We start from the raw sequence: 19,301 nt of genomic DNA on the forward strand, positions 1-19,301 counted from the left end.
AGGGTACCGGCGCTCACGTCAGGACCACCCTTCGGTCGGTCACCGCGTAGAGCACGTCCGCGATGACGTTGGCGAGGACCACGAAGAACCCGGTGACGAGGGTGAGGCCGACGACGGTCGGCAGGTCGATCAGGCCCACCGAGGTGACCAGCAGCTTGCCGAGCCCCGGGAGGCCGAAGAGCGACTCGGTCAGCACGGCGGACCCGAACATCGTCCCGAGGTCGATGGCGGTCAGCGCGATCACCGGGGTGAGCGCGCCGCGCAGCGCGTGCCTGGTCACCAGGTGCCGCTCGCTGACGCCGTACGCCCGGAAGGTCCGGATGTGGTCGTCGGCGAGGGTCTCCAGCATGGAGGAGCGGGTCAGCCGGGCGTACTTCGCGGACTCGATGAGCGCGAGCGAGACCCAGGGCAGCAGCAGTCCCCAGAACCACTGCTGCGGGTCCTCGGTGAGGGGCACGTAGCTCGGGAACGGCAGCCACTGGAGCTGGGCGCACAGGACGATGAGCAGCACCAGGCCGATGACGAAGACCGGGATGGAGCTGCCGGCCAGCGTCAGCGCGGTCAGCAGCCGCTCGCTGAGCCGGCCCCGGCGCAGCGCGGAGACCAGCCCGGTGCCGACCCCGAGGACCAGCCAGAGCACCATCGCGCCGAGCGCCAGCGAGGCCGTCACCGGGAGCCGGGCGGTGATCATGTCGGTGACCTGCTCGCCGCTGCGGTAGGAGATGCCCAGGCAGGGCGCCTGGCAGTGCAGCAGGCCCGTCCCGGCGCTGAAGTCGCGGCCGGCGACGACGCCCTGGAGGAAGTGGGCGTACTGGAGGTAGACGGGCGCGTCGAGGCCGAGCCGTTCGCGCACCTGGGCGACCTGGGCGGGGCTGCACTTCTCGCCGCAGGCGAGCTGGGCCGGGTCGCCGGGGGCGATGTAGAAGACCGCGTAGACGACCAGGGAGAGGACGAGCAGGACGCCGAGCATGCCGACGGCCTTGCGGAGCAGGAAGCGGGTCATGCGGTGGCCTCCTCGGAGGGGCCCCGGCCCGTGCTCGACGGACCGGCGCTCGACGGAACGGCACCCGAGGGGCCGGCCTTCGACGGACCGGAGCCGCCGCGCGCCGTACCGACCCGCAGCCGGGAGGCCGCACGGGGGTCGAGCTCGGTGCGGACGGCGTCGCCGAGCACGGTGAAGGCGAGCACGGTGGTGAACAGCAGCGCGGAGGGGAGCAGCACGTACATCGGGTCCGCGCGGAACCAGGTGGTCGCCCCGGAGAGCATCTGGCCCCACGAGGAGGTCGGCGGCTTGACGCCCACGCCGAGGAAGGACAGCCCGGCCTCGGCGACCACGTTGGACGGCAGCAGCACCGCCGCGTAGGTGATGACCGGCGCGGCCAGGGACGGCAGCAGCTCCCGGCGGGCGATCCGCCACCGGGTGGCGCCGGCGAGCCGGGCCGCGGCCACGTAGTCGAGCTGCCGGAGGCTGAGCGTCTGCGCCCGGACCACCCGTGCGGTGCCGGCCCAGCCCAGCAGCCCGATGACCAGGGTCAGCAGCAGCGGGCGGGGGAAGCCGGGGGGCACGACCGCCATCAGCGAGATGGCGAAGACCAGCGTGGGCAGCGCGAGCATCACCTCGGTGGTGTTGCCGATCAGCTGGTCGAGCCACCGGTTGCCGAGGCCCGCGGCGAGGCCGAGCAGGACGCCGATCGCGACCTGGACGAGGGTGGCGCCGACGGCGACGAGCAGCGAGATCCGGGCGCCGTGCACCAGTCGGGCGAACACGTCCCGCCCGGTGCCGGGTTCGACGCCGAGCCAGTGCTCGGCGCTGACGCCGCCGAAGGAGCCGGTGGGCACCCCGCCGGCCGCCGAGTCGAGCAGGTCGTTGTGGTAACTGGTGGGGTCCTGGCCCTCGATCGCGCTGAGCAGCGGTGCCGCCGCGGCGATCAGGACGAGCAGGACGATGACGAGGCCGGCGGTGAGGGCGGCGCGCCGCGCGAGCAGCCGCCGCCACACCTGTGGTCCCCCGGCGGCCGGGGAGGCCGCGGGGGCCTCCCCGGCTCGGGGTTGCTGTGGAGCCATGGTTGTCCGATCGATCCGTCCGGTCCCGTCCGTTACTTGACCGCGACCTGGGAGATGTCGAGGACGCCGGTCCAGTCGCTGATGACGATGTTGCGGACGTCCTTGCCGGACAGCCGCTTGTAGACGGGGTGGAACAGCGGGACGGTGAGGGCCTGGTCGCCGATCCGCTTGTCCAGGGCGCCCCAGCGCTTGGCGGCCTCGGCGTGGTCGGTGATCTTGTTGATCTGGTCGATCTCGTCGTTCACCGAAGGGTCGTCCAGCTGCGCGGAGTTGAAGTTGTAGCCGTCGGTGACGATCTGCCGGCCGTCGAAGATCGGGGCCAGGAACGGGCCGCCGGACGGCCAGTCGGCGCCCCATCCGGAGAGGAAGAGGCCGGGCTCGGTGCCGACGGTGTGGATCGTCTTGGAGTACCGGGTGGAGTCCAGGGCCTCCAGCTGGACGGTGATCCCGGCGGCCTTCAGACCGTCCTGGACGGCGGCGGCCAGGTCCGGGCCGTAGCCCTTGCCGGTGGCGCTGGAGTGGGTGAGCGTGATGGTCAGGCCGTCCGGGTAACCGGCCTCCTTCAGCAGCTCCCTGGCCTTCGCCGGGTTGCCCGTGGCACCGGCCGGGAACGGGTCGTACGGCGTGTACCCGAAGGTCTCCTGGGCGGGCAGGTAGGTGGTGGCGGCCTCGGCGAGCGAGGAGCCGCCGGCCGCGTTGACGACCGAGGTGCGGTTGATCGCGTAGGCGACGGCCTGCCGGACCTTGGGGTCGTCGAAGGGCTTGACCTTCGGGTTGAACGCCAGGTAGTTGACGTAGCCGAAGTGGCCGGTGCCGACGCGCGCGGCGAGCGACTTGTCGTCCTTCACCTGGGCGAGCTCGGAGGGGCCGAGGTTGGTGTCGGTGGTGACGGCGGCCGCGTCGGCGCCGGTGCCGGCGGAGAGCCGCTGGTTGATCACCGCCGGGTCGAGCCCGGACTGCACGTCGATGGTGTCCGGGTACGCCTTGCGCTGGTCGTCCGTCGCCGCCGACCAGTTGGGGTTGCGCTTGAGGACGAGGTGGGCGCCGTCGTTCTCGTTCTTGACGACCTGGTAGGGGCCGGAGGAGACGGGGTGCTCCTGGTACTTCGTCCCGGTGTCCTTGGCCTTCGGGACGGGGGCGAACTGCGTCTGGGTGGCGAGGTACGGGAAGTCGCCCTCGGGCTTGTTGAGGCGGAAGACGATGGTCTTCTCGTCCGGCGTCTCGATGGCGTCCAGACCGCGCGCGTCCTTGTACGGGCCCTGGTAGTCCGCGGCGCCGACCAGCCAGTCCCTCAGGAACGGTGCGCCGCCCGAGAGTTCGGGGGCGAATGACCTTTCGATGCCGTACTTGATATCGGCCGTGGTGATCGGCGAACCGTCCTCGAACGTCAGGCCGTCCTTGAGGTGGTACGTCCACACCGTCGCGCCCTCCGAGGGGGTGCCGGTGTCGGTGGCGAGGTCCGGGACGACCTTGGTGCCGGCCGCGCCGTCGGCCCGGTTGCGGGTGGTGAGGGTGCGGAAGACCAGGGAGGGGACGTTGCCGCCGCCGGACGTGTAGAGCCGCGCGGGGTCGAACTGGTCCTGCGGGTTCTGGTTGAGGACGGTGAGGGTGCCGCCCTGCTGCGGCGCGGCGTCCTTGCCGGAGCCTCCACCGCCGTCGGCCTTCGGTCCGCACGCCGCCAGCCCGACGACCAGTGCGACGGTGACGGTCGCCGTGGCGAGGCGGCGAGGGGTGAAGGTGGTGGTTCGAGACATCGGAAAGGGGGCCTTTCGCTACCGATGGTGTACGGAGGAAGGCGGGCGACAGTGAGGCCTGGGGAAGTGAGCGGCACCGCGCCCGCAGCAGGGGGCGACGCCCCGACGCGGCGATCACCGCTAAACGCGTCGGGACAGGGCGGATTCAGCGACAGAGATTGTCGGAAACGCAGTGCGCGGCCACGCCGATCAGCGCCAGCTCGATGGCGGCGCACGTGATCGGGTGACGGTCAGACATGCCGAGAAGAATGTATGACGATAAGGAGGATGTCAAAAAGCCCGACCACCATTCGGACAACACGTGAACACCGCGAACACCGGGGGTACCGGAAGCACCACGAACACCGCGAACACCGGGAATGTCCGCGACGTATCGGTGGGGTGACCGATGTGCGCGGGTGGGGGGCGTGGCCGGTTCCCATTTCGCCGTCGACGCCCCCACCCGGGCCCGCGGCCCTCGGCTCGAGGACGCCGACGGCCCTGCCGCGCCCGCCGTCGCGCCCCGGCCGATCAGATCTCGGAGCGGGCGGTGGCCGTCAGCGGGGCGAAGGTCTGGCGGAGGTCGACGACGGTGGTCGGGCCCTTCACCCAGGCGAGCGGGGCGTGGTGCACCCGGACCCCGGCCGGCTCTTGGAGCAGCGCCTCCCCGGCCGCGTTCCGCGGCCACTCCACCGACCCGGTGGCGGTCCGGGCGGGGACCAGCCAGTAGTCCCCCCGGGTGTAGGCGCCGCCGGGCCGGAAGTACACCTGGACGCCGTCCTCCAGGTCGAGCCAGGCGCCCTCCGCGAGCTGCAGGGCGCCGCCGGCCAGGGGCAGGGTGTCCCGGCCGCGGGCCTCCCGGTGGTCCCAGCGGCGCAGAAAGGGGTGGAGCTCGGCCAGCCGCCCGACCCCCGGGACCGGCTCGGCGGACAGCCGCACCCGGCGGCCCGGCAGGTCGATCTCCTCCACCTGGAGCAGGTTCGCCGCCTCGTCCCGGCTGACGTACGCGCTGTCCGCGACCTCGACCCGGTCGCCCACCGAGAGGCCGAGCTTGTCGTCGTCGCCCAGCGTGTCCAGGGCGACCCAGACGCCCTCGACCGAGGCGATCGGGAGGACGACCGAGCCGTTCTCCCGGGACCACTTGAAGGTGGCGCCGCCCTCGGCCGATCCGCCGTGGTGGACCTCCACCCGGTACAGCTGGTTCTCCGGGCCCCGGTAGCCGGCCTCGGGGTGCGCCAGGCACGGGTCCTCGCCGGCCCGCTCCGGCCGCCGGGCCCGCGCGGCCAGCCAGGAGGAGGGCCGCTCGCGGGGCTCGGCCCAGGCGTCGAAGGCCTCCAGCACCCGGGACGGACCGCCGTCCGGCACGTTCAACTCCGAGGCGGGAAGGGCCAGTACCTGCCAGACGACCTTGGCCCGGGCCGCCGTGTCGGGCATCGCCGCGCCGAGCGCGACCTCGCGGATCTCCGGGTCCTCCATGGCGGTGACACTGCGCTCCCAGACCTTCAGGTAGACCAGGAACGGGAACGCGTCGGGCAGCCGGTCGCCGGGGCGCTCCTGGTCCCGGTAGGCGTCCGGCTGGTCCCAGTACGTCCAGCCGGCGGGCTCCTCCCGGGCCTCGGCGCCCCAGACGCCGTCGTCGGGCACGGCGGTGCCGGGCCCGGGCCGGTCGGCCTCGCACAGGACGCCGTCCACGTAGTACCGGCCGCCGCCGATGGCGAGGTCGTCCAGGTCGTGGTTGCCCGGCAGGTAGCCGATCGCGAACCCGGCCGCGCCGGCGGGCCCGCCGCGCCGGCCGATCAGGTCGGTGGCGAGCGTGCGCAGCTGGTAGCGCTCGATCGCGGCCTGCTCGTTGGCGTCGGCGTCGAGCTGGACCCGGCCCTGCTGGGTCAGCACCGCGGAGTAGTGCCTGCCGGGCCGGAAGGTCAGGCGCGAGAAGTCTGCGTGCACGGGGTCCCTCTCACAGTCAACGGTCTTCAGTCGGTTGGGAGTCGGTCAGGGGTCGGTCAGGTGGCGAAGAAGAGGCCGGCGTCGGTGCCGGCCGGGGTGTACTCGGCCAGCCGCGCCCGCAGGTTGTCCTCGCGCTGGGGCTGGAACAGGTCGTGGAAGGCGCCCAGTTCGGAGCGGTCCTCGGCGCCGCGGGTGATCTCCGGCGCGCAGCCGGCGGCCGGCCGGCCGTAGCCGGGCGTGCCGTACCGGAGGCTGGTGAAGAGCGGGCGCACCCGCTGGGCCTCGGTCTCGCGCAGCCGCTCGGCCCGCGCCGGGTCCAGCTCGCCGCGTTCGACCAGCTCGGTCACCGCCGAGCGCACCCGGTCGGGCTGGCACTCGTACCGGCGGGGGGTGCGCGAGCCCGGGGGCACGTAGCAGAACCGCAGGCAGCCGAGCGAGCGGCGGGCCACCCGCATCCGGCCGGTGAAGACGCTGTCCTCGGCGATCCGCACCGCGTGGGTGTGCACCTCGCCGACCACCGTGGAGCGGTGCGCGTGCAGCACCGCGTAGGCGTGCTCGCAGTCGGGCCCGGAGAGCGCCGGGCGGTCCGGGCCGGTGGCGTCCAGGATGCTGTCGGCCAGGTGGATCTCCAGCGGGTCGTCGTCCACCTCGTCGCCGACGACCTGGATCGTGCCCAGGATGCTGCGCTCGATCCGCACGCAGGCCGTGGTGTGGTCCAGCACCAGGCTGGGCTCCTGCGGCGCGTGCGGTTCGCAGTGCGGCTCCAGGGACCAGCCCGGCACCAGGGTGCAGTGCCGCAGGGTGACGGAGGCGAGCGGCCCGGTGACGTTGACCCCGCGACCGGTGACCAGCAGGCCGTCCAGGACGAGCCGCCCGCCCGCGCAGGTGCCCCGGACGTTGAGCGCGTCCGGCCGGTTGCTGTACCAGTCGAGCAGCCGGATCACCGGCCGGGTGCCCTCGGCGGCGCGCAGTTCGAGCCGGTCGTCGGCCTCCAGGTCGAAGTCCAACTGCTCCTGGTAGGCGCCGCTGTGGGTGATCTCGATGACGGCGGAGCCGCCCGCGGTGCCGTCCCGCTGGTCGGCGCGCCACTGCTCGTACGCGTCGTTGATCCGCTCGAACGGCCGGCCGGGGCCGACCTGGTAGAGCGTCCGGTGCCGGGACTCCGGGCGGTCGCGCGGGTACTCGCCGCCGCCGGTGTCGTCGCCGAACGCGTAGTGGTAGTCGACCCAGACGCCGCGGCGCGGGGCGGAGCGGGCGCCGAAGGCGATCCGGCCGAGCAGCGGGTCGACGGCGACCTGGCCGCGCTTGGGCCGGTACGTCCAGTCGGTCAGGTCGGCCACCACGATCTCGGCGGGCGGGACGGGCTCCTGGGAGCCGTCGCGCCAGATGGCGAAGCTCTTGCCGGGCCCGTAGTAGTCGGCCGTGCGCTCGGCCAGCTGCCGGCGCCGGATCGGGGCCGGCACGGTGTCGGCCGTCGCGGGGTGCGCGCCGGCCGGCCCCGGCTCGGGCCGGGTGACCAGCGGGGCGTCGTTGCCGAGGACGGAGAAGGTGAAGAGGTTCCTGGCCCGGTCGACGCAGTAGGCCGGCGCCCGGGTCACCGGGTACGGCTTCAGCCGCCACACGGACAGGGCGACGCCGGCCGGGGTGTAGCCGCCCTGGCGGCGCGGGGAGGCGGCCCGGCGGACGTCGACGGTGTGCGCCTGGCCGTCGAAGGGCCCGCCGAGCAGGTCCAGCGCCGCGCCGCGCCGGACGTCGACCAGCCGGCCCCGGCCCAGCCGCTGCCGGTCGGCCGGCTCCTCGTCCGGGCGCAGCAGCCGCACCGGCTGGGTGCCGGCGAGCAGCCGGGACAGCTCCACGGCGCGGGCCGGCCAGTCGGCGACCGAGGCGGACAGCTCCTCCAGCAGGGCGAGGGTGCCCTTGCGGCGGCGGTTGGCGACCGTGTTCGCGACGTCCTGGCGGGGCGCCAGCCGGGCGGCGAGCCGATCGCGGGCCGCGATCCGCTCGGCGGAGGCCTCGCCGTGCAGGCCGGTGGCGAGCACCTCCTCGTAGCCGGGCAGGATCCGGTAGCCGACCAGGTCGCCGAGGTAGGCGACGGCCCAGTCGGCGGCGGTCTCCACGAACCAGTCCTGGTAGCCCTGGTCGACGCCGCCGCGGACGACGTCGACCTGTTCGGCGATGACGGCCAGCAGGGCGCGCAGCGGCTCGCCCGCGTCGGCGTCCCGCAGCCGGTGCCACTGGGGCAGCAGCTCCAGCAGCCCGTCCGGGTCCCTGGTCATGCCCACCTCCGATGGATGCGCTGGTTCATCCGCGGATCTCCTTGAGGATCAACGTGTCGGGCAGGTCCGGTGCCAGTACGGCGAGTTGGGCCGGTCGGATGCCGCGGAACACCGTCACCACGCGGCCGGCCGGCAGCGGGCGGGTGTCGGTGACGGCCGGGTTGAGGCGCAGCAGCTCCGCGAGCGGGACGCCGTTGCGGGCGGCGATGTCGGTGAGCGTCTCGCCGGCGGGGTCCCGCACCCGGTAGCGCTGCTCCTCGTAGCGGGCGAGCCGGGCCGGGACCGTCGGCTGCGGCCGCGCGAGTTGGGCGGCGAGGTTCTCCAGGCCGTCCGGGGTGAGGCTGCCGGGCACGCCGGTGAAGGCGTCGACGTCCACCCGGTCCACGCCGGGGACGGCCTGGGCGGCGGCGAGCACCTCGGACAGGTGGGCGGGCTGGCCGAGTTGGCGTCCGGCGTAGCCGAGCCGGTCGAGCAGGGCGCGGCGCACGGCCGGTTCGACGAGGTCCCAGGAGTGGTCCGGGGCGACCTTGACGCCCGCGGCGACGACCAGCAGGACGAGCTCGCGCACGGCGACCCGGACGGGCAGCCGCGGGTCGCCGTAGGCGGTGAGCGAGGACCGCAGGGTGCGGAGCAGGTCGGAGTCGGCGGCGAGCGGGATGTCGTCCACCCCGGCGACCGTGACGTGGACGAGCTCCCGCCGGCCGTCCGAGAGCCGGGTGGCGCTGGCGCGCCCGATGCCGGCCCGGGCGCGGGTGAAGTCCTCGTAGTCGGGCACCGAGACCAGCCGGTCCAGGGCGGTGACGGCGAGCGGGATGGTGCGCCTGGCCAGGCCCGGTCCGTCCGGTCCGGCGCCGCCGGTGGCGGGCAGCGGGTTGACGACGGCGGAGACGCCGAGCGGGCGGGTGGTGAGCTGGGTGATCCGGCCGGCGCCGACGTTGCCGCTCTCGCCGATGCCGATCCGGTAGCGGGCGCGGACGTTCTCCCGGCCGGTGGTCAGGCGCGAGCCGTGCACGCCGTCGCCGAAGGTGACGGTGGTGCGGCCGTCGGCGGCGGTCGCGGTGACGTAGACCCGTTCGTCCGGGCCGCGTCCGGTGAGGCTGTCGACCTCGTGCCAGAGCACCCCGTCGACCCGGACCTCCAGGGTGCTGCGCGCGCCCCCGGGGGTGTCGGCGGCCAGCCAGGTGAGCGGCGACTGCCAGAGGGTGAAGCGCTGGCCGGGGACGCCCGCGTCGCCGCTGCCGATCGCCTCGTCGCGGGTGGCGCCCTGGGTGGCGCGGACGACGTTGCCGAGGACCTGGACGGTGTCGCGCCGGTAGCGGAAGGCGAGCGGGGCGCTGAGCGTGACGGTGGTGCGGACGGTGTCCCCGGGCAGGAGCGGGTCGACGCCCTGCTCGACGCCGGCGATCATGGCCAGCTCGGTGCCGCGGACGCCGGTGGTGTGCGGGAGGTCGGTCCGCTCGCCGCTGACCGCGATCCACCGGCCGGGGGTCAACCCGTCGTAGAGCCGGGCGAGTTCGATCCGGTCGCCGCGGACGTCCTCGGTGACGGGCTCGTCGGCGAGCCGCAGCGCCTCGCCGCGGGCGTAGACGGTGGCGTCCCGCAGGTGCGAGAGCTGGGTGTCCTGGTCGTCCAACCAGGGCTGCTGGAGGGAGAGTTCGGTGACCTTGCCGGTGATGCCGAAGTCGGCGCGGGAGACCACGCGCACGTCGGTGACCCGGGTGATGACCTCGGCGAGGTCGCGGCTGCCCGGGATGCCGCCGTCGAGGCCCTTGCGGGGGCGCTGGATCACCACCCAACTGCCGGGCGCGATCTGGTCGTACACGGCGTCGAGGGTGAGCACCGTGCCGGAGACCGGCTGCAGCTTGGTGGTGAGGGCCACCTCGACGGCCGGTGCCGACTGGTCGGTGCCGGCGTAGCGGTGCACCCGGACGTTCAGCTCGCCGGACTCGCCGGTCCGCTCCTGGCCCGGGTCGAGCTGGTAGTCGAGCGCGGGGCCGGGCCCGCCCTCGACCTTCACGTGCACGCGGCCGTCGGCCTGGGGGCGGGACACGAAGACCGTGCGCTCGGGCAGTTCGGCCAGCAGCTGGGCGCTGACGCCGGGCTCCGGGGCGGGCGCGGGTACGGCGGTCCGCAGGGCGGACGGCGGCGGTACGGGCGGTGCCGTCGGCTCGGTGGTGACGATCTTGACCTGGCCGGGCCCGAACGGGAAGGTGTGGTCCCACGGCAGCGAGAAGCCGCTGTGCACCAGGCTGCCCGCCTCGACGTACGTGAAGTCGGCGGTCTTCGGGACGGTGCCGGCGTCGTCGAAGGCGATCCGGACGCTGACCAGCGTGCTGCCGGAGAGCGGCCAGTCCACGTAGCGGTCGATCCGGCCGTCGGTGCCGTAGACGGGCTTGAGCGGCGCGGTGGCGCCGAACGGGGTGGCGACCACCCGCATCGCCTGGATCTCGTGCACGGCAAGCGGCGCCGTCAGGTCGACCTGCCGCCAGGCGGGGTAGAGGCCGTCGCGCAGCCGGGGGTCGAGCGCGGACAGCAGCTGCGCGCCGAGGTCCGAGCCGGGCGCGAACAGGCGCTGCGGGTCGCGGGCGAGGTCCCGCGCGCTGAGCGGGGGCCGGGTGGGGGCGGTGCGCAGCGCGGCCAGCAGCGAGCCGAGTCCGCGGACGGCCGGGTCGGCGGTGCCGGGGCCGGGGGGCCCGGGCTTGTCGGGGGCCTGCGGCGGCTCCAGCTGGTGGGCGCGGTCCCGCAGGCCGGTCAGTTCCTCGCCGAGGTGCCCGAACCAGTCGGCCACCGGCTGCTGGGCGTGGGCCAGTTCGGCGGCCTCGGCGGCCCGGGCGACCACCGGGGCGAGCCGGTCGGCGAACTCGGCCGGGGTGCCCAGCGGGCCGGACGGCCGGTCGAGGTCGGCGCGCAGCGGGGCGAGCACCTGCTCGTCGAAGTCCCGGACGATCCGGCTGTGCCCGGGCCTCGGGTTCGGGGCGGACTCGGAGACGGTGATCCAGTCGGCGAGTTCGGCGCGCAGGTCCTTGAGGGTGCGCAGGTCCCGGGGCAGCCCGATCACCGTGACGTCGTTGTCGCGGTCGAGCCGCACCTCGGGCACCAGCCGCAGCATCCGGTGGACCGGGTCGGCGGCCTTGTCGGCGCTGAAGACGAACAGCAGCCGGTCCCCGGGCCGCAGGTTGTTCGCGGTGCCGGCGGCGAAGAGCTCGGCGCGTCCGCCGGGGTTCAGCTGGCCGGGCGTCAGCTGGTACGGGCGGCGGCGCAGCACGGCCAGTTCGTTCCAGGCCGAGCGGGCGGCGAGGTCCTCGGCGGTCTCGAAGGACTGCGGGTCCTCGCCGGGGCCGGGGACGCTCTGGCTGCGGGCGCCGCGCGGGATCACCACGGTCGGGTCCTCGGCCGCCCTCGGGTCGTGGTCGAGGGAGTAGGCGAGGTAGGTGTCGGCGGCCACGCCGGGCCGGGGCCGGTGCCCGACCAGCCGGCCGAGCAGGGCGAGCGAGTCCTCCTCGGTGGCGGTGCGCAGGTAGCCCTCGTTGGCGATCCGCTCCGAGTAGAAGGTGAGCAGGTCGGCGAGCACGGCCCAGGCGTCCAGCAGCGCGATCGCCGGGTCGTCCGGGGTGCGGACGGTCAGGTCGCGCAGCGCCGGGTAGGCGGGGCCGGACAGCCGGGCGAGCAGGCTGTCGAGGAACTCCCCGTAGCGGCCGACCCGGTAGCCGATGGCGTCCAGTCCGGGCGGGTTGAACATCGGGACCGGGGTCGCGGTGGCGGTGCCCGCGCAGCCGCAGGTGCACTGGCCGCTCATCGGCCACCTCCGAGGACGATCGAGAGCCGGCCGTTCTCCGGCCGGTCGGGGTCGTTGTCGCACGCGGCGATCTCCAGCGCGCCGAGCCGCAGCAGCCCGTCGTCCAGCTCGCCGTCGTCCCGTCCGAACTGCCGCCGCAGCCTGGTCACTTCAGCACTGACGACGCCCGGCACGGCGGCCGCCGCGGCCACCAGCCTGGAGACCCGCACCGGTTCGCCGAAGCCCAGCGCGTCCGGGTGGAAGAAGCCGAGCCGGCCGTCCGGCAGGGCGCGGTTGCCCAGAACCCGGCGCAACTCGGCCAGGACGTGGCCGCGTTGGTAGCCGGCGGCGGCGCAGACCCGCAGTTCGAGGTCGATCGGCACCAGCAGGGCGGGCCGGACGACCAGGTCGTGGCCGATCCGGCGGTACGCCTCCAGGCCGTGCCCGACCGCCTCCAGCAGGGCCGGGCCGGCCACCGCCTGCCCGAACGGCTCGACGGCGACGTGCACCTCCTGCACGCTGCCCGTCCAGCGGAGCGCGGCCGCGGCCCGCCGGACGCCCGGCAGGGCGGCGGCCAGCTCCGCGTAGTCGGCGGCCGTGACGGCGCGCAGCCGGGTGCGGCCCAGGGCGAGCGGGGCGAGCCGGCGGACCTGGTCGAGCGGTTCGGGCTCGACCCCGCCGGTCGCGGGCAGCGGGTTGCGGACCAGCCGCACCGCGTCCTGCGGCCGGGCGGCGGCGCCGCGCCGGTTCGACTGGGGCGGCCGGTCCCGGCAGACCACCAGGTGGTTGACGGCTTCCGCGCCCACGTTCCCGGCCGTGCCGTTGCCGATCCGGTACGCGACCTCCAGCGTGCCGCCGGGTGCGGGCGGCAGGCCGTGGCGGCCGTCGCCGAAGCGCAGCGCGAGGCGCCCGTCGTCCTCCAGCTCGCCCACGAAGTGCCGGTCCCGGCGGCCGTCGGCGAGCAGGTCCCGGCGCGGCGTCCACTCCTGGCCCGCCGAGGCGGCCCGGACCTCGGGCAGGGCGGCGCGCGGGTCCTGGACGGCGATCCCGGCCGCGGGGCCGGCCAGCGCGGGGGAGTCGGGGTCGAGCCCGGCGGCGTACCGGGCGCCCCAGCTCTGGGCCACCTCCCAGACGGTGGGCCGCCCGAGCACCCCGCCGGAGCGGGCGCGCGCGGTGAGCACCTCCAGGCGGCGCAGCTTGGCGGCGAGCAGGTGGGTGCGGCGGGCCAGCAGCTCGCGCAGCCCGGCGGCGGGCCGCTCCGCGAGCCGCAGCTCCTGCACCACCCGGGCGCCGAACAGCACGGTCAGTTCGGCGAGTTCGGCCCGGGAGAGGTGGTGGCCGTCGCACGCCCGGTGCCACAGCTCCTCCAGCCGCAGCCGGACCCGCTCCGGAACGCCGGCGAGCAGGGCGGCCTGCCCGGCGCAGACGTGCGCCCGGTCGGGGTAGGCGGCCGCCTGGGTGACCGGCGCGTAGCGCAGCAGCGGGCGGAAGGGCTGCGGCAGCACCGGGTAGCGGCTCTGGTCGAGCAGGGTCTCCAGCGCCGCCGCCTGGGCGTCGGCCGTGGGCGGCTCCACCACCGCGCCCCCGCCGTCCTCGCCCTCCGCGGTCGCGCCGGGCGCGAGCAGCACGCTCAGCCCGGCCCGCCGCACCGCCGCCTCGCCGAGCAGCGCGTCCAGGGCGCGGACCTGCTCCGGGCCGAGCTGGCGGCCGTCGCGGGCCTGGTCGAGCAGTTCCCGGATCGCCTCCGCCGCCGGGCTGCCCTCGGCGCGGTCCTCGCAACCGCACCCGCCGGGCCCGCAGGGCGCCGTACGGACCGGCTCCGGCGGCACCGGGAAGGACTCCGGGGCGCCGCCGCAGAAGGTGAGCGAGCGGCCGTGGTCGACCAGGGCGACGTTGCCGCGGGCGACGCTCACGTCGGCGATCGGGCCGCAGTCGCCGCCGCCGTGGGAGGACAGGCAGACCGGGAAGGCGAGCGCGTCCTCCGGCGCCCAGGTGACCTCTAGCACGGGCTGGTCGTACAGCTCGTCGACCAGCGGGGTGACAGAGGTGAGTCGGACGGCCTGGCGGTGCGCGGGGTCGGCGTCGGCGGGCGCGCCGGTGCGCGGGCCGAGGACCTCCTCGATGACCAGCAGGTCGCCGGGGCGCAGCGCCAGGTGGCGGGTGCGGGGCTCGGGCTTGTCGGTGCCGGGCCGGTCGCCGGGCGGGGCGGTGTCCTCGCGCGGGGCCGCCCCGGGCCGGTCGTCGCGCGGGGCCGCCCCGGGCCGGTCCTCGCGCGGGCACGGGTCGGTGTCGGGCCGGTCGTCGCGGAGGGTGGCGGAGGTCGCGCCCCGGGGCAGGACGCAGTCCTGGTCGCCCCAGGTCCAGAACCGGATGGTGTTGTGCGCGGGGTGCAGCACCAGGTCCGCTCCGCCGAGCGGCTCGAACACCTCCACGGCGGCGGTGCGGGCGAGCACGTCCAGGTCCTCGTCCGGGATCACCGTGGACAGCTCCGGGCGCTCCTGCGGGCCCAGCCGGCCGACGTCGACGGCGGCGAACCGGAAGGTGCCGGACCGTAGGGTGACCGAGCGGTCCACCTCCAGTGCGACGAACGCCCGGGCGTTGCAGCCGTCGTGCACGGCATAGTCGACCAGCCGGACGTGCCGGCGCACCGACACCCGGCGGCGGGCCGTGTCGAGGTACGCCTCGGTGGCCACCGCGTCCTGCTGGTAGGAGAGCTGGTCGGCGGTGTAGGCGAGCAGCTCGACCAGGGTGACGCCGAGGTCGGGCAGGTGCCGCTCGGTCCAGCCGGGGACGGTCAGGCTCATCCGGTCCAGCACGAGCCGGCGCAGGCTCTCGTAGTCGCGCGCGGTGTAGTCGATCACCGGGGCCGGCCGGACGGCGGGCGGGCAGCCCTCGTCGGTGCGGCAGTCGTACGGGGACGGGCAGTCGGCGCCGAAGGAGAACCCGGTGTGCGCGTACCGCGGGTCGAAGCCCGGGAACGGGCGGGTGCCCGGCCGGCCGTACGCGTCCGCCAGGACCACGCTCAGCCGGTAGCGGGAGGTGTCGCCCGCCCGGTCGAGGGTGACGAGCATCCGGTCGTCCAGCTCCGGGTCGTCCGCGCGTTCGATGTCGACCGCGAGGGCGCGCAGGCCGGTGATCCGGCGGCCGCCGTCGACCCGGATGTTCTCCGGGCCCAGCTCGTCCGGCGCCCGGCCGAGGAAGGTCACCGTCAGCGTGCGCCCGTCGTCGCTCGGCTCGGCGCCGTCCAGGCCCAGCAGCCGCGCCGCGCGCACGTCGGCCCGGCGAAGTTCCGTGCCGCACTGAGAGGTCGGGAATTCCGCCTGGCCGGTCATGCCGCCACCCCGCCCTCGAACACGTCCTGCCGCCGGGTGCCCGTCCGGCGGACGACGTACGCCAGCTCGACCCGCACCACGTTGTCCTCGCTCTCCACGTCGAGCGCGACGACCTCGATCACATCGCCGAGCCACCGCTGCAGCGCCGCCTGGACGGACAGCTGCAAAGTGGCCGCCAGCTCCGGGCTGTTCGGCGCGAAGACCAGGTCGAGCAGCCCGCAGCCGAAGTCCGGGTGCATGACCCGCTCGCCCGGGCTGGTGAACAGCAACTGCTCGATCAGGTCGCGCACATGGTCGTCGTACGCCGCCCCGGCGGTGCGCCCGCGGCTGTCGATCCGGAACGGGAAGGCGAGGTCCGTCCGGGCGGGCCCTGGCGGTGGTGCCATCAACTCGGCGCCGCCGACGGTCTGTTGGGTGGATCGCGTGGTGCTCATACCCCCTCCGCCCGCTGTTGGACGACGGTGACGACCGGCGGCCCCTGCGGGATCTGCTCGGCGCTCTGGCACAGCCCGGTGGCGGACTGCGGCAGCGCGGGCGAGCCGTTCACCCGGATCCGGGCGGACGGCAGCACCCAGCGGATCGTGACGCAGGGCTGCGGCTTCCCGGCCACGGTGAACGGGCAGCCGGTCACGGTGTACAGGTCGGCCGTGCTGGTGACGGCCTGCCCGGCGACCAGCACCCGGCCCTGGGCGGGCACCGCCGTCGCCTGGGCGCCGTGCGGGCAGATCACCGTCGCATTGACGTGCAGCATTTTTCCGGACAAGACAATCTCCCCCCGTCAGGTCACGCTCAGGGCGTCCTGGTTGATGGTCACGGTGGCGCCGACCAGCGCGATCGAGGCGCCCTGGCCGTTGCTGATCCGGATGCCCGAGTCGTTGATCACGATCGAGGCCCCGCTCGGGATGCGCAGCGTGATCCCCGTGGTCGGGTCGTCGGACAGCACGATCACCCGCCGCCCCGAGGTCTCCAGCACCATGTTCGGGACGCCCGGCGGCCCGGTCGTCGCCTCCACCGGCACCTCCGAGGCGGAGCCGTACCAGCAGCCCGTCCAGATCGGGTAGCTCTGGTCGCCCTGCTCGAACTCCAGCCACACGCCCGCCCCGACCGGCGGCACGGCGTAGTGCCCCATGCCCGGGCCGGCCACCGGGAAGCACGGCATCGCCCAGGTCGACACGGCGTCGCCCAGGACGTCGGGCACCTGGGCCTGGATGCGGCCGATCCCGAGCGGGTCGGTGTTGGTCACCACCGTTCCCCGGTACTTGCCGAGGTAGCGGGTCGGTTCGGCCATGCTGGCAACTCCTGCTGGTCGGGGCGGCCTTGCGGGACTTCGACGCTCTGCGGTGCTGCGGTGCTGCGGTGCTTTGGTGCTGCGGTGCTTTGGTGGTGCGGTGCTGCGGGACTTCGGTGTTACGGGACGACGGTCGGCTGGAGGGCGATCAGGCCCTCGCGGGCCAGGGTGAAGTTCTGTGTGTACGAGCCGCGCTTGAGGTTGTGGGTGACGCTCTTGACGAAGTACAGGCCGTCGTAGGTGATCCCGGCCCCTCGGACGCCGACCAGTTCGCGCGGCCGCAGCACGTGCCCGTACCGGACGACGTCGAGCTGGCCCGAGCCGGAGACGGCGTCCGCCGACTGCATCGCCTTGGCGATCGTCTCGGCGACGGCCTGCGAGGTGTCCTTCTTGGCGGTGTCGGCGATGACCTTCTTCTTCAGCGCCGGCGCCGGCCTGAGCGCGAGCGGCGGCCGCAGGATGCTGACCTCCGGCACCGGCAGGATCGTCGACACCTTGGTCGCCGGCAGCTGGATGCGCGCCTCCGGCTCCTCGCGGGCGGTGCCGTCGAAGGCGAAGGTGAGCTGGTCGACATTGGACAGCGCGTCCATGTTCACGTTCAGCGCGTGCTGCGGGACGCCCAGCCGGACCTCCGGCCCCCAGTAGGCGCGGCTCATCCCCGGGACCGGCCCGGGGTCCAGGTAGAACACGTAACCGTTCGCCTTCGCCAGCTCGTTGACATAGCCGAGGTCGGTGCCCTTCTGGAAGTCGATCCGCCGGGTCGGCATCGGCGTCTGCGGCACCAGCTCCGGGACGACCAGCGGCACCATGCCGTACTGCCCGTACTTGCCGATGATCGCGGCGACCCGGGCCGCCGGGGACATCGCGGGGAAGGGCACACCGGCCTGCTCCTCCAGGTCCATCAGCACCGTCAGGTCCTCACCGGTGACGGTCAGCGTGGACTGGCCGGGCTGGTTGCTGACCCCGACCTCCTGGCGGATGATCACCCCGTCCATCAGCACGGCCGGCGTCCCCGTGACCACCGCCATCAGCACGACCCTGATCTTCGGGTCGAAGAAACCGCCCGGCAGCAGCGCGGTGTTGATCAGCCCGTTCTTCGACAGGTCGAAGGCCAACTGGAACCCGCTGCGCTGCCCCGACGCCACCGTCACCTGCGCCGACAGCAGCGCGTCGGTCACCGGCTGCGGCACCGGCACCGGAATCTGCGGCCCCATCAACAGGCTCAGGTGGATCGACCCGATCGCCCCGCCCCCCGTGACCGCCGAGGCGTCAACCATTCCCCACCCCCGGGCCTGCCCCCGGCACCGCGCCGGGCAGCGCGATCGTGATCCGCCGCCCCGGCGTCGCGGTCAACTCCCGTGGATCGAGCACCGGGTTGGCGTCGGCGATCCGCCACCACTGGTCGGCGCTGCCGAGGTAGCGGTAGGCGAGCAGATCGGGACGGTCGCCTGCACTGACGGTGTGCTCGGCGAGCGGGGTCAGCCCCTCCGTACTCGGCAGCAACCGCCGCCGCAGGTACGGGACCTGGCGCCCGTCCGGCTCCGTGTGCAACGCGACCGGGACACCGTGGTACCGGCTGGTCAACGGGTACGGGGAGGGCGCCGGCAGCGCGTTCAGCGGGTCGATGGTCATTGGAACCCCCCTCCCAGCCCGAGCGCGCCCAACCGGCCGTCGGCCGCGGCACCGCCCAGCCGCTCCTTCTGCGCCAGGTGCGCGAGATACAGCTCCGCCCCGCGGTGCCCGGTCGGCAGATCACTGACGGTCAGGACGCGCAGCCCGATCGCGACAGCGGCCCTGATCGGGTTGAGGTCGATGTCGAAGGCCTCCTCCGTGATGGTCAGTTCGGTCAGCCGCACCGGCAGGATCCGCTTCCCACCCCAGGTGAAGAGCGTCAGCGGCGCCTCGATCGGCGTGACCTCCAAGGTCCCGAGCGAGGCCAACGCCTGGTTCGCCCGCACCTGGGCACTGGTCGGCTGCACCAGCAGCTCGAGCGTCGCCAACTGCGGATGAATCCCGTTCGGCGCCGGAAGGTCCAGCTGGTCGGTCGCGTCCAACTCCGCCGTGAACTTCCAGCTCTCCACGGCCGGCCCCTTCAACCGCAACGCCTCCGTCCGGTCCCCGGTGCCGTCCGCTCCTGCCACCTGCGGCGCCAACGAGCGCTCCAGACTGTCCGGATTGAACTGCAGCACCACGACCCGCTGCGGAGTGCCGCGCAGCGGATCGACGACGACCAGCCCGGCCCTGATCGGCTTCGGCGCATCCGTGTACCCGGTCACTCCCGTGCAACTCCCATGTTGTCGAACGCCGCGAGGATCGAGCGTGCACGGTCCCGCAGGTCCTGGACTTCGTCATTCTCGGAAACGGACTCCAACAGCGGGCGGAGGCTCGGGTACGCCGCGTAGAGCGATGCGAGGATCGACATGTCTCGGACTTCCTTCGCGGCGTCCTCAAGACCGGCGGCGATCCGTGCGAACACATCACTGTCGATGCGGGTGGGCGCCCCTACCCCCAGCCGGATGAGTGCCAAGCCCCGTCGAATGGGGTTTTCGGCGAGATCGGCTTGCTCGACGAGGTCTTCCAGGTTCCACACCGGGAGCTCTTCCTCGGCAATGCGCGCATAGTGCTCCAGGATCTGCAGGTTGGAGCCGGAGGTCTGGACATACCGTTGCCCGGCAAGCTCGTCCTCCACGTAGTGAATCTTCACCGCGGGCCCACAGGACCAGGTGATCTTGTATTCCCACTTGGCCTCCGGATCCAGCCAGCCCTCTCTGACTCGCGGCCACGCGTGGGCCGCGCAGAAGGCCTCGACCTCGGCCTCCCCTGGGCCTGGTCGGAGTACACGCCGGCGGGAGCCGAACTCGATGTCACCTTTACTCATACCGCTCA

Annotated in this window: 15 protein-coding genes; all 15 read right to left on the reverse strand. The window is 74.2% G+C overall.

Features of this window, described 5'->3' with window-relative positions; all coding sequences use genetic code 11:
* Positions 1-13 precede the first annotated feature (13 nt).
* The 15 genes from ACLWS4_RS11300 to ACLWS4_RS11370 all read right to left on the reverse strand — a co-directional run bounded on the left by ACLWS4_RS11300 (position 14) and on the right by ACLWS4_RS11370 (position 19,293).
* Complete coding sequence (locus tag ACLWS4_RS11300; protein ID WP_049651523.1) at positions 14-1,003, reverse strand: ABC transporter permease; 990 nt, start codon at positions 1,001-1,003, stop codon at positions 14-16.
* Positions 1,000-2,064: an ABC transporter permease gene (locus tag ACLWS4_RS11305; protein WP_387823752.1), complete on the reverse strand. Its 1,065-nt coding sequence runs from the start codon at positions 2,062-2,064 to the stop codon at positions 1,000-1,002. The genes ACLWS4_RS11300 and ACLWS4_RS11305 overlap by 4 nt, the downstream gene beginning before the upstream one ends.
* Before the next feature lie 32 nt (positions 2,065-2,096).
* On the reverse strand, positions 2,097-3,818 hold the full coding sequence (locus ACLWS4_RS11310) for an ABC transporter substrate-binding protein (protein WP_117486741.1): 1,722 nt from the start codon (positions 3,816-3,818) through the stop codon (positions 2,097-2,099).
* A gap of 145 nt (positions 3,819-3,963) precedes the next feature.
* Positions 3,964-4,056 (reverse strand): Ms4533A family Cys-rich leader peptide, encoded by a 93-nt coding sequence (locus ACLWS4_RS11315; protein WP_310593099.1) that lies wholly within the window; start codon positions 4,054-4,056, stop codon positions 3,964-3,966.
* A 272-nt stretch (positions 4,057-4,328) separates the two neighbouring features.
* Positions 4,329-5,744, reverse strand: coding sequence for a DUF6519 domain-containing protein (locus ACLWS4_RS11320; protein WP_416873990.1), 1,416 nt, complete (start codon positions 5,742-5,744; stop codon positions 4,329-4,331).
* 56 nt (positions 5,745-5,800) lie between these two features.
* Complete coding sequence (locus tag ACLWS4_RS11325; RefSeq protein ID WP_416873991.1) at positions 5,801-8,020, reverse strand: hypothetical protein; 2,220 nt, start codon at positions 8,018-8,020, stop codon at positions 5,801-5,803.
* Positions 8,021-8,045: 25 nt separating this feature from the next.
* Positions 8,046-11,816, reverse strand: a complete 3,771-nt coding sequence (locus tag ACLWS4_RS11330) for a putative baseplate assembly protein (protein ID WP_416873992.1) — start codon at positions 11,814-11,816, stop codon at positions 8,046-8,048.
* The gene (locus ACLWS4_RS11335; protein WP_416873993.1) at positions 11,813-15,127 is read right to left on the reverse strand and encodes a putative baseplate assembly protein; all 3,315 of its coding nucleotides are present in this window, start codon (positions 15,125-15,127) and stop codon (positions 11,813-11,815) included. The genes ACLWS4_RS11330 and ACLWS4_RS11335 overlap by 4 nt, the downstream gene beginning before the upstream one ends.
* Entirely contained in the window at positions 15,124-15,513 is a 390-nt protein-coding gene (locus tag ACLWS4_RS11340; protein ID WP_380741774.1) for a GPW/gp25 family protein, read from the reverse strand. Before ACLWS4_RS11340 ends, ACLWS4_RS11335 begins: the two co-directional genes overlap by 4 nt.
* 44 nt (positions 15,514-15,557) lie before the next feature.
* Entirely contained in the window at positions 15,558-15,890 is a 333-nt protein-coding gene (locus ACLWS4_RS11345) for a hypothetical protein (RefSeq protein WP_416873994.1), read from the reverse strand.
* A gap of 15 nt (positions 15,891-15,905) precedes the next feature.
* On the reverse strand, positions 15,906-16,415 hold the full coding sequence (locus ACLWS4_RS11350; protein WP_049657827.1) for a phage baseplate assembly protein V: 510 nt from the start codon (positions 16,413-16,415) through the stop codon (positions 15,906-15,908).
* A gap of 119 nt (positions 16,416-16,534) precedes the next feature.
* Positions 16,535-17,692 carry a hypothetical protein gene (locus ACLWS4_RS11355; protein ID WP_416873995.1) on the reverse strand — a complete coding sequence of 386 codons (1,158 nt, stop codon included), beginning with the start codon at positions 17,690-17,692 and terminating at the stop codon, positions 16,535-16,537.
* The gene (locus ACLWS4_RS11360) at positions 17,685-18,047 is read right to left on the reverse strand and encodes a hypothetical protein (RefSeq protein WP_416873996.1); all 363 of its coding nucleotides are present in this window, start codon (positions 18,045-18,047) and stop codon (positions 17,685-17,687) included. Before ACLWS4_RS11360 ends, ACLWS4_RS11355 begins: the two co-directional genes overlap by 8 nt.
* Positions 18,044-18,691: a hypothetical protein gene (locus ACLWS4_RS11365; protein ID WP_416873997.1), complete on the reverse strand. Its 648-nt coding sequence runs from the start codon at positions 18,689-18,691 to the stop codon at positions 18,044-18,046. The genes ACLWS4_RS11360 and ACLWS4_RS11365 overlap by 4 nt, the downstream gene beginning before the upstream one ends.
* A complete protein-coding gene (locus ACLWS4_RS11370) occupies positions 18,688-19,293 on the reverse strand; it encodes a hypothetical protein (RefSeq protein WP_416873998.1) in 606 nt (201 codons plus the stop codon). Before ACLWS4_RS11370 ends, ACLWS4_RS11365 begins: the two co-directional genes overlap by 4 nt.
* Between the last annotated feature and the right edge of the window lie 8 nt (positions 19,294-19,301).

The organism is Kitasatospora sp. SC0581 (assembly GCF_048159585.1).
In the GTDB taxonomy this organism is placed as follows: domain Bacteria; phylum Actinomycetota; class Actinomycetes; order Streptomycetales; family Streptomycetaceae; genus Kitasatospora.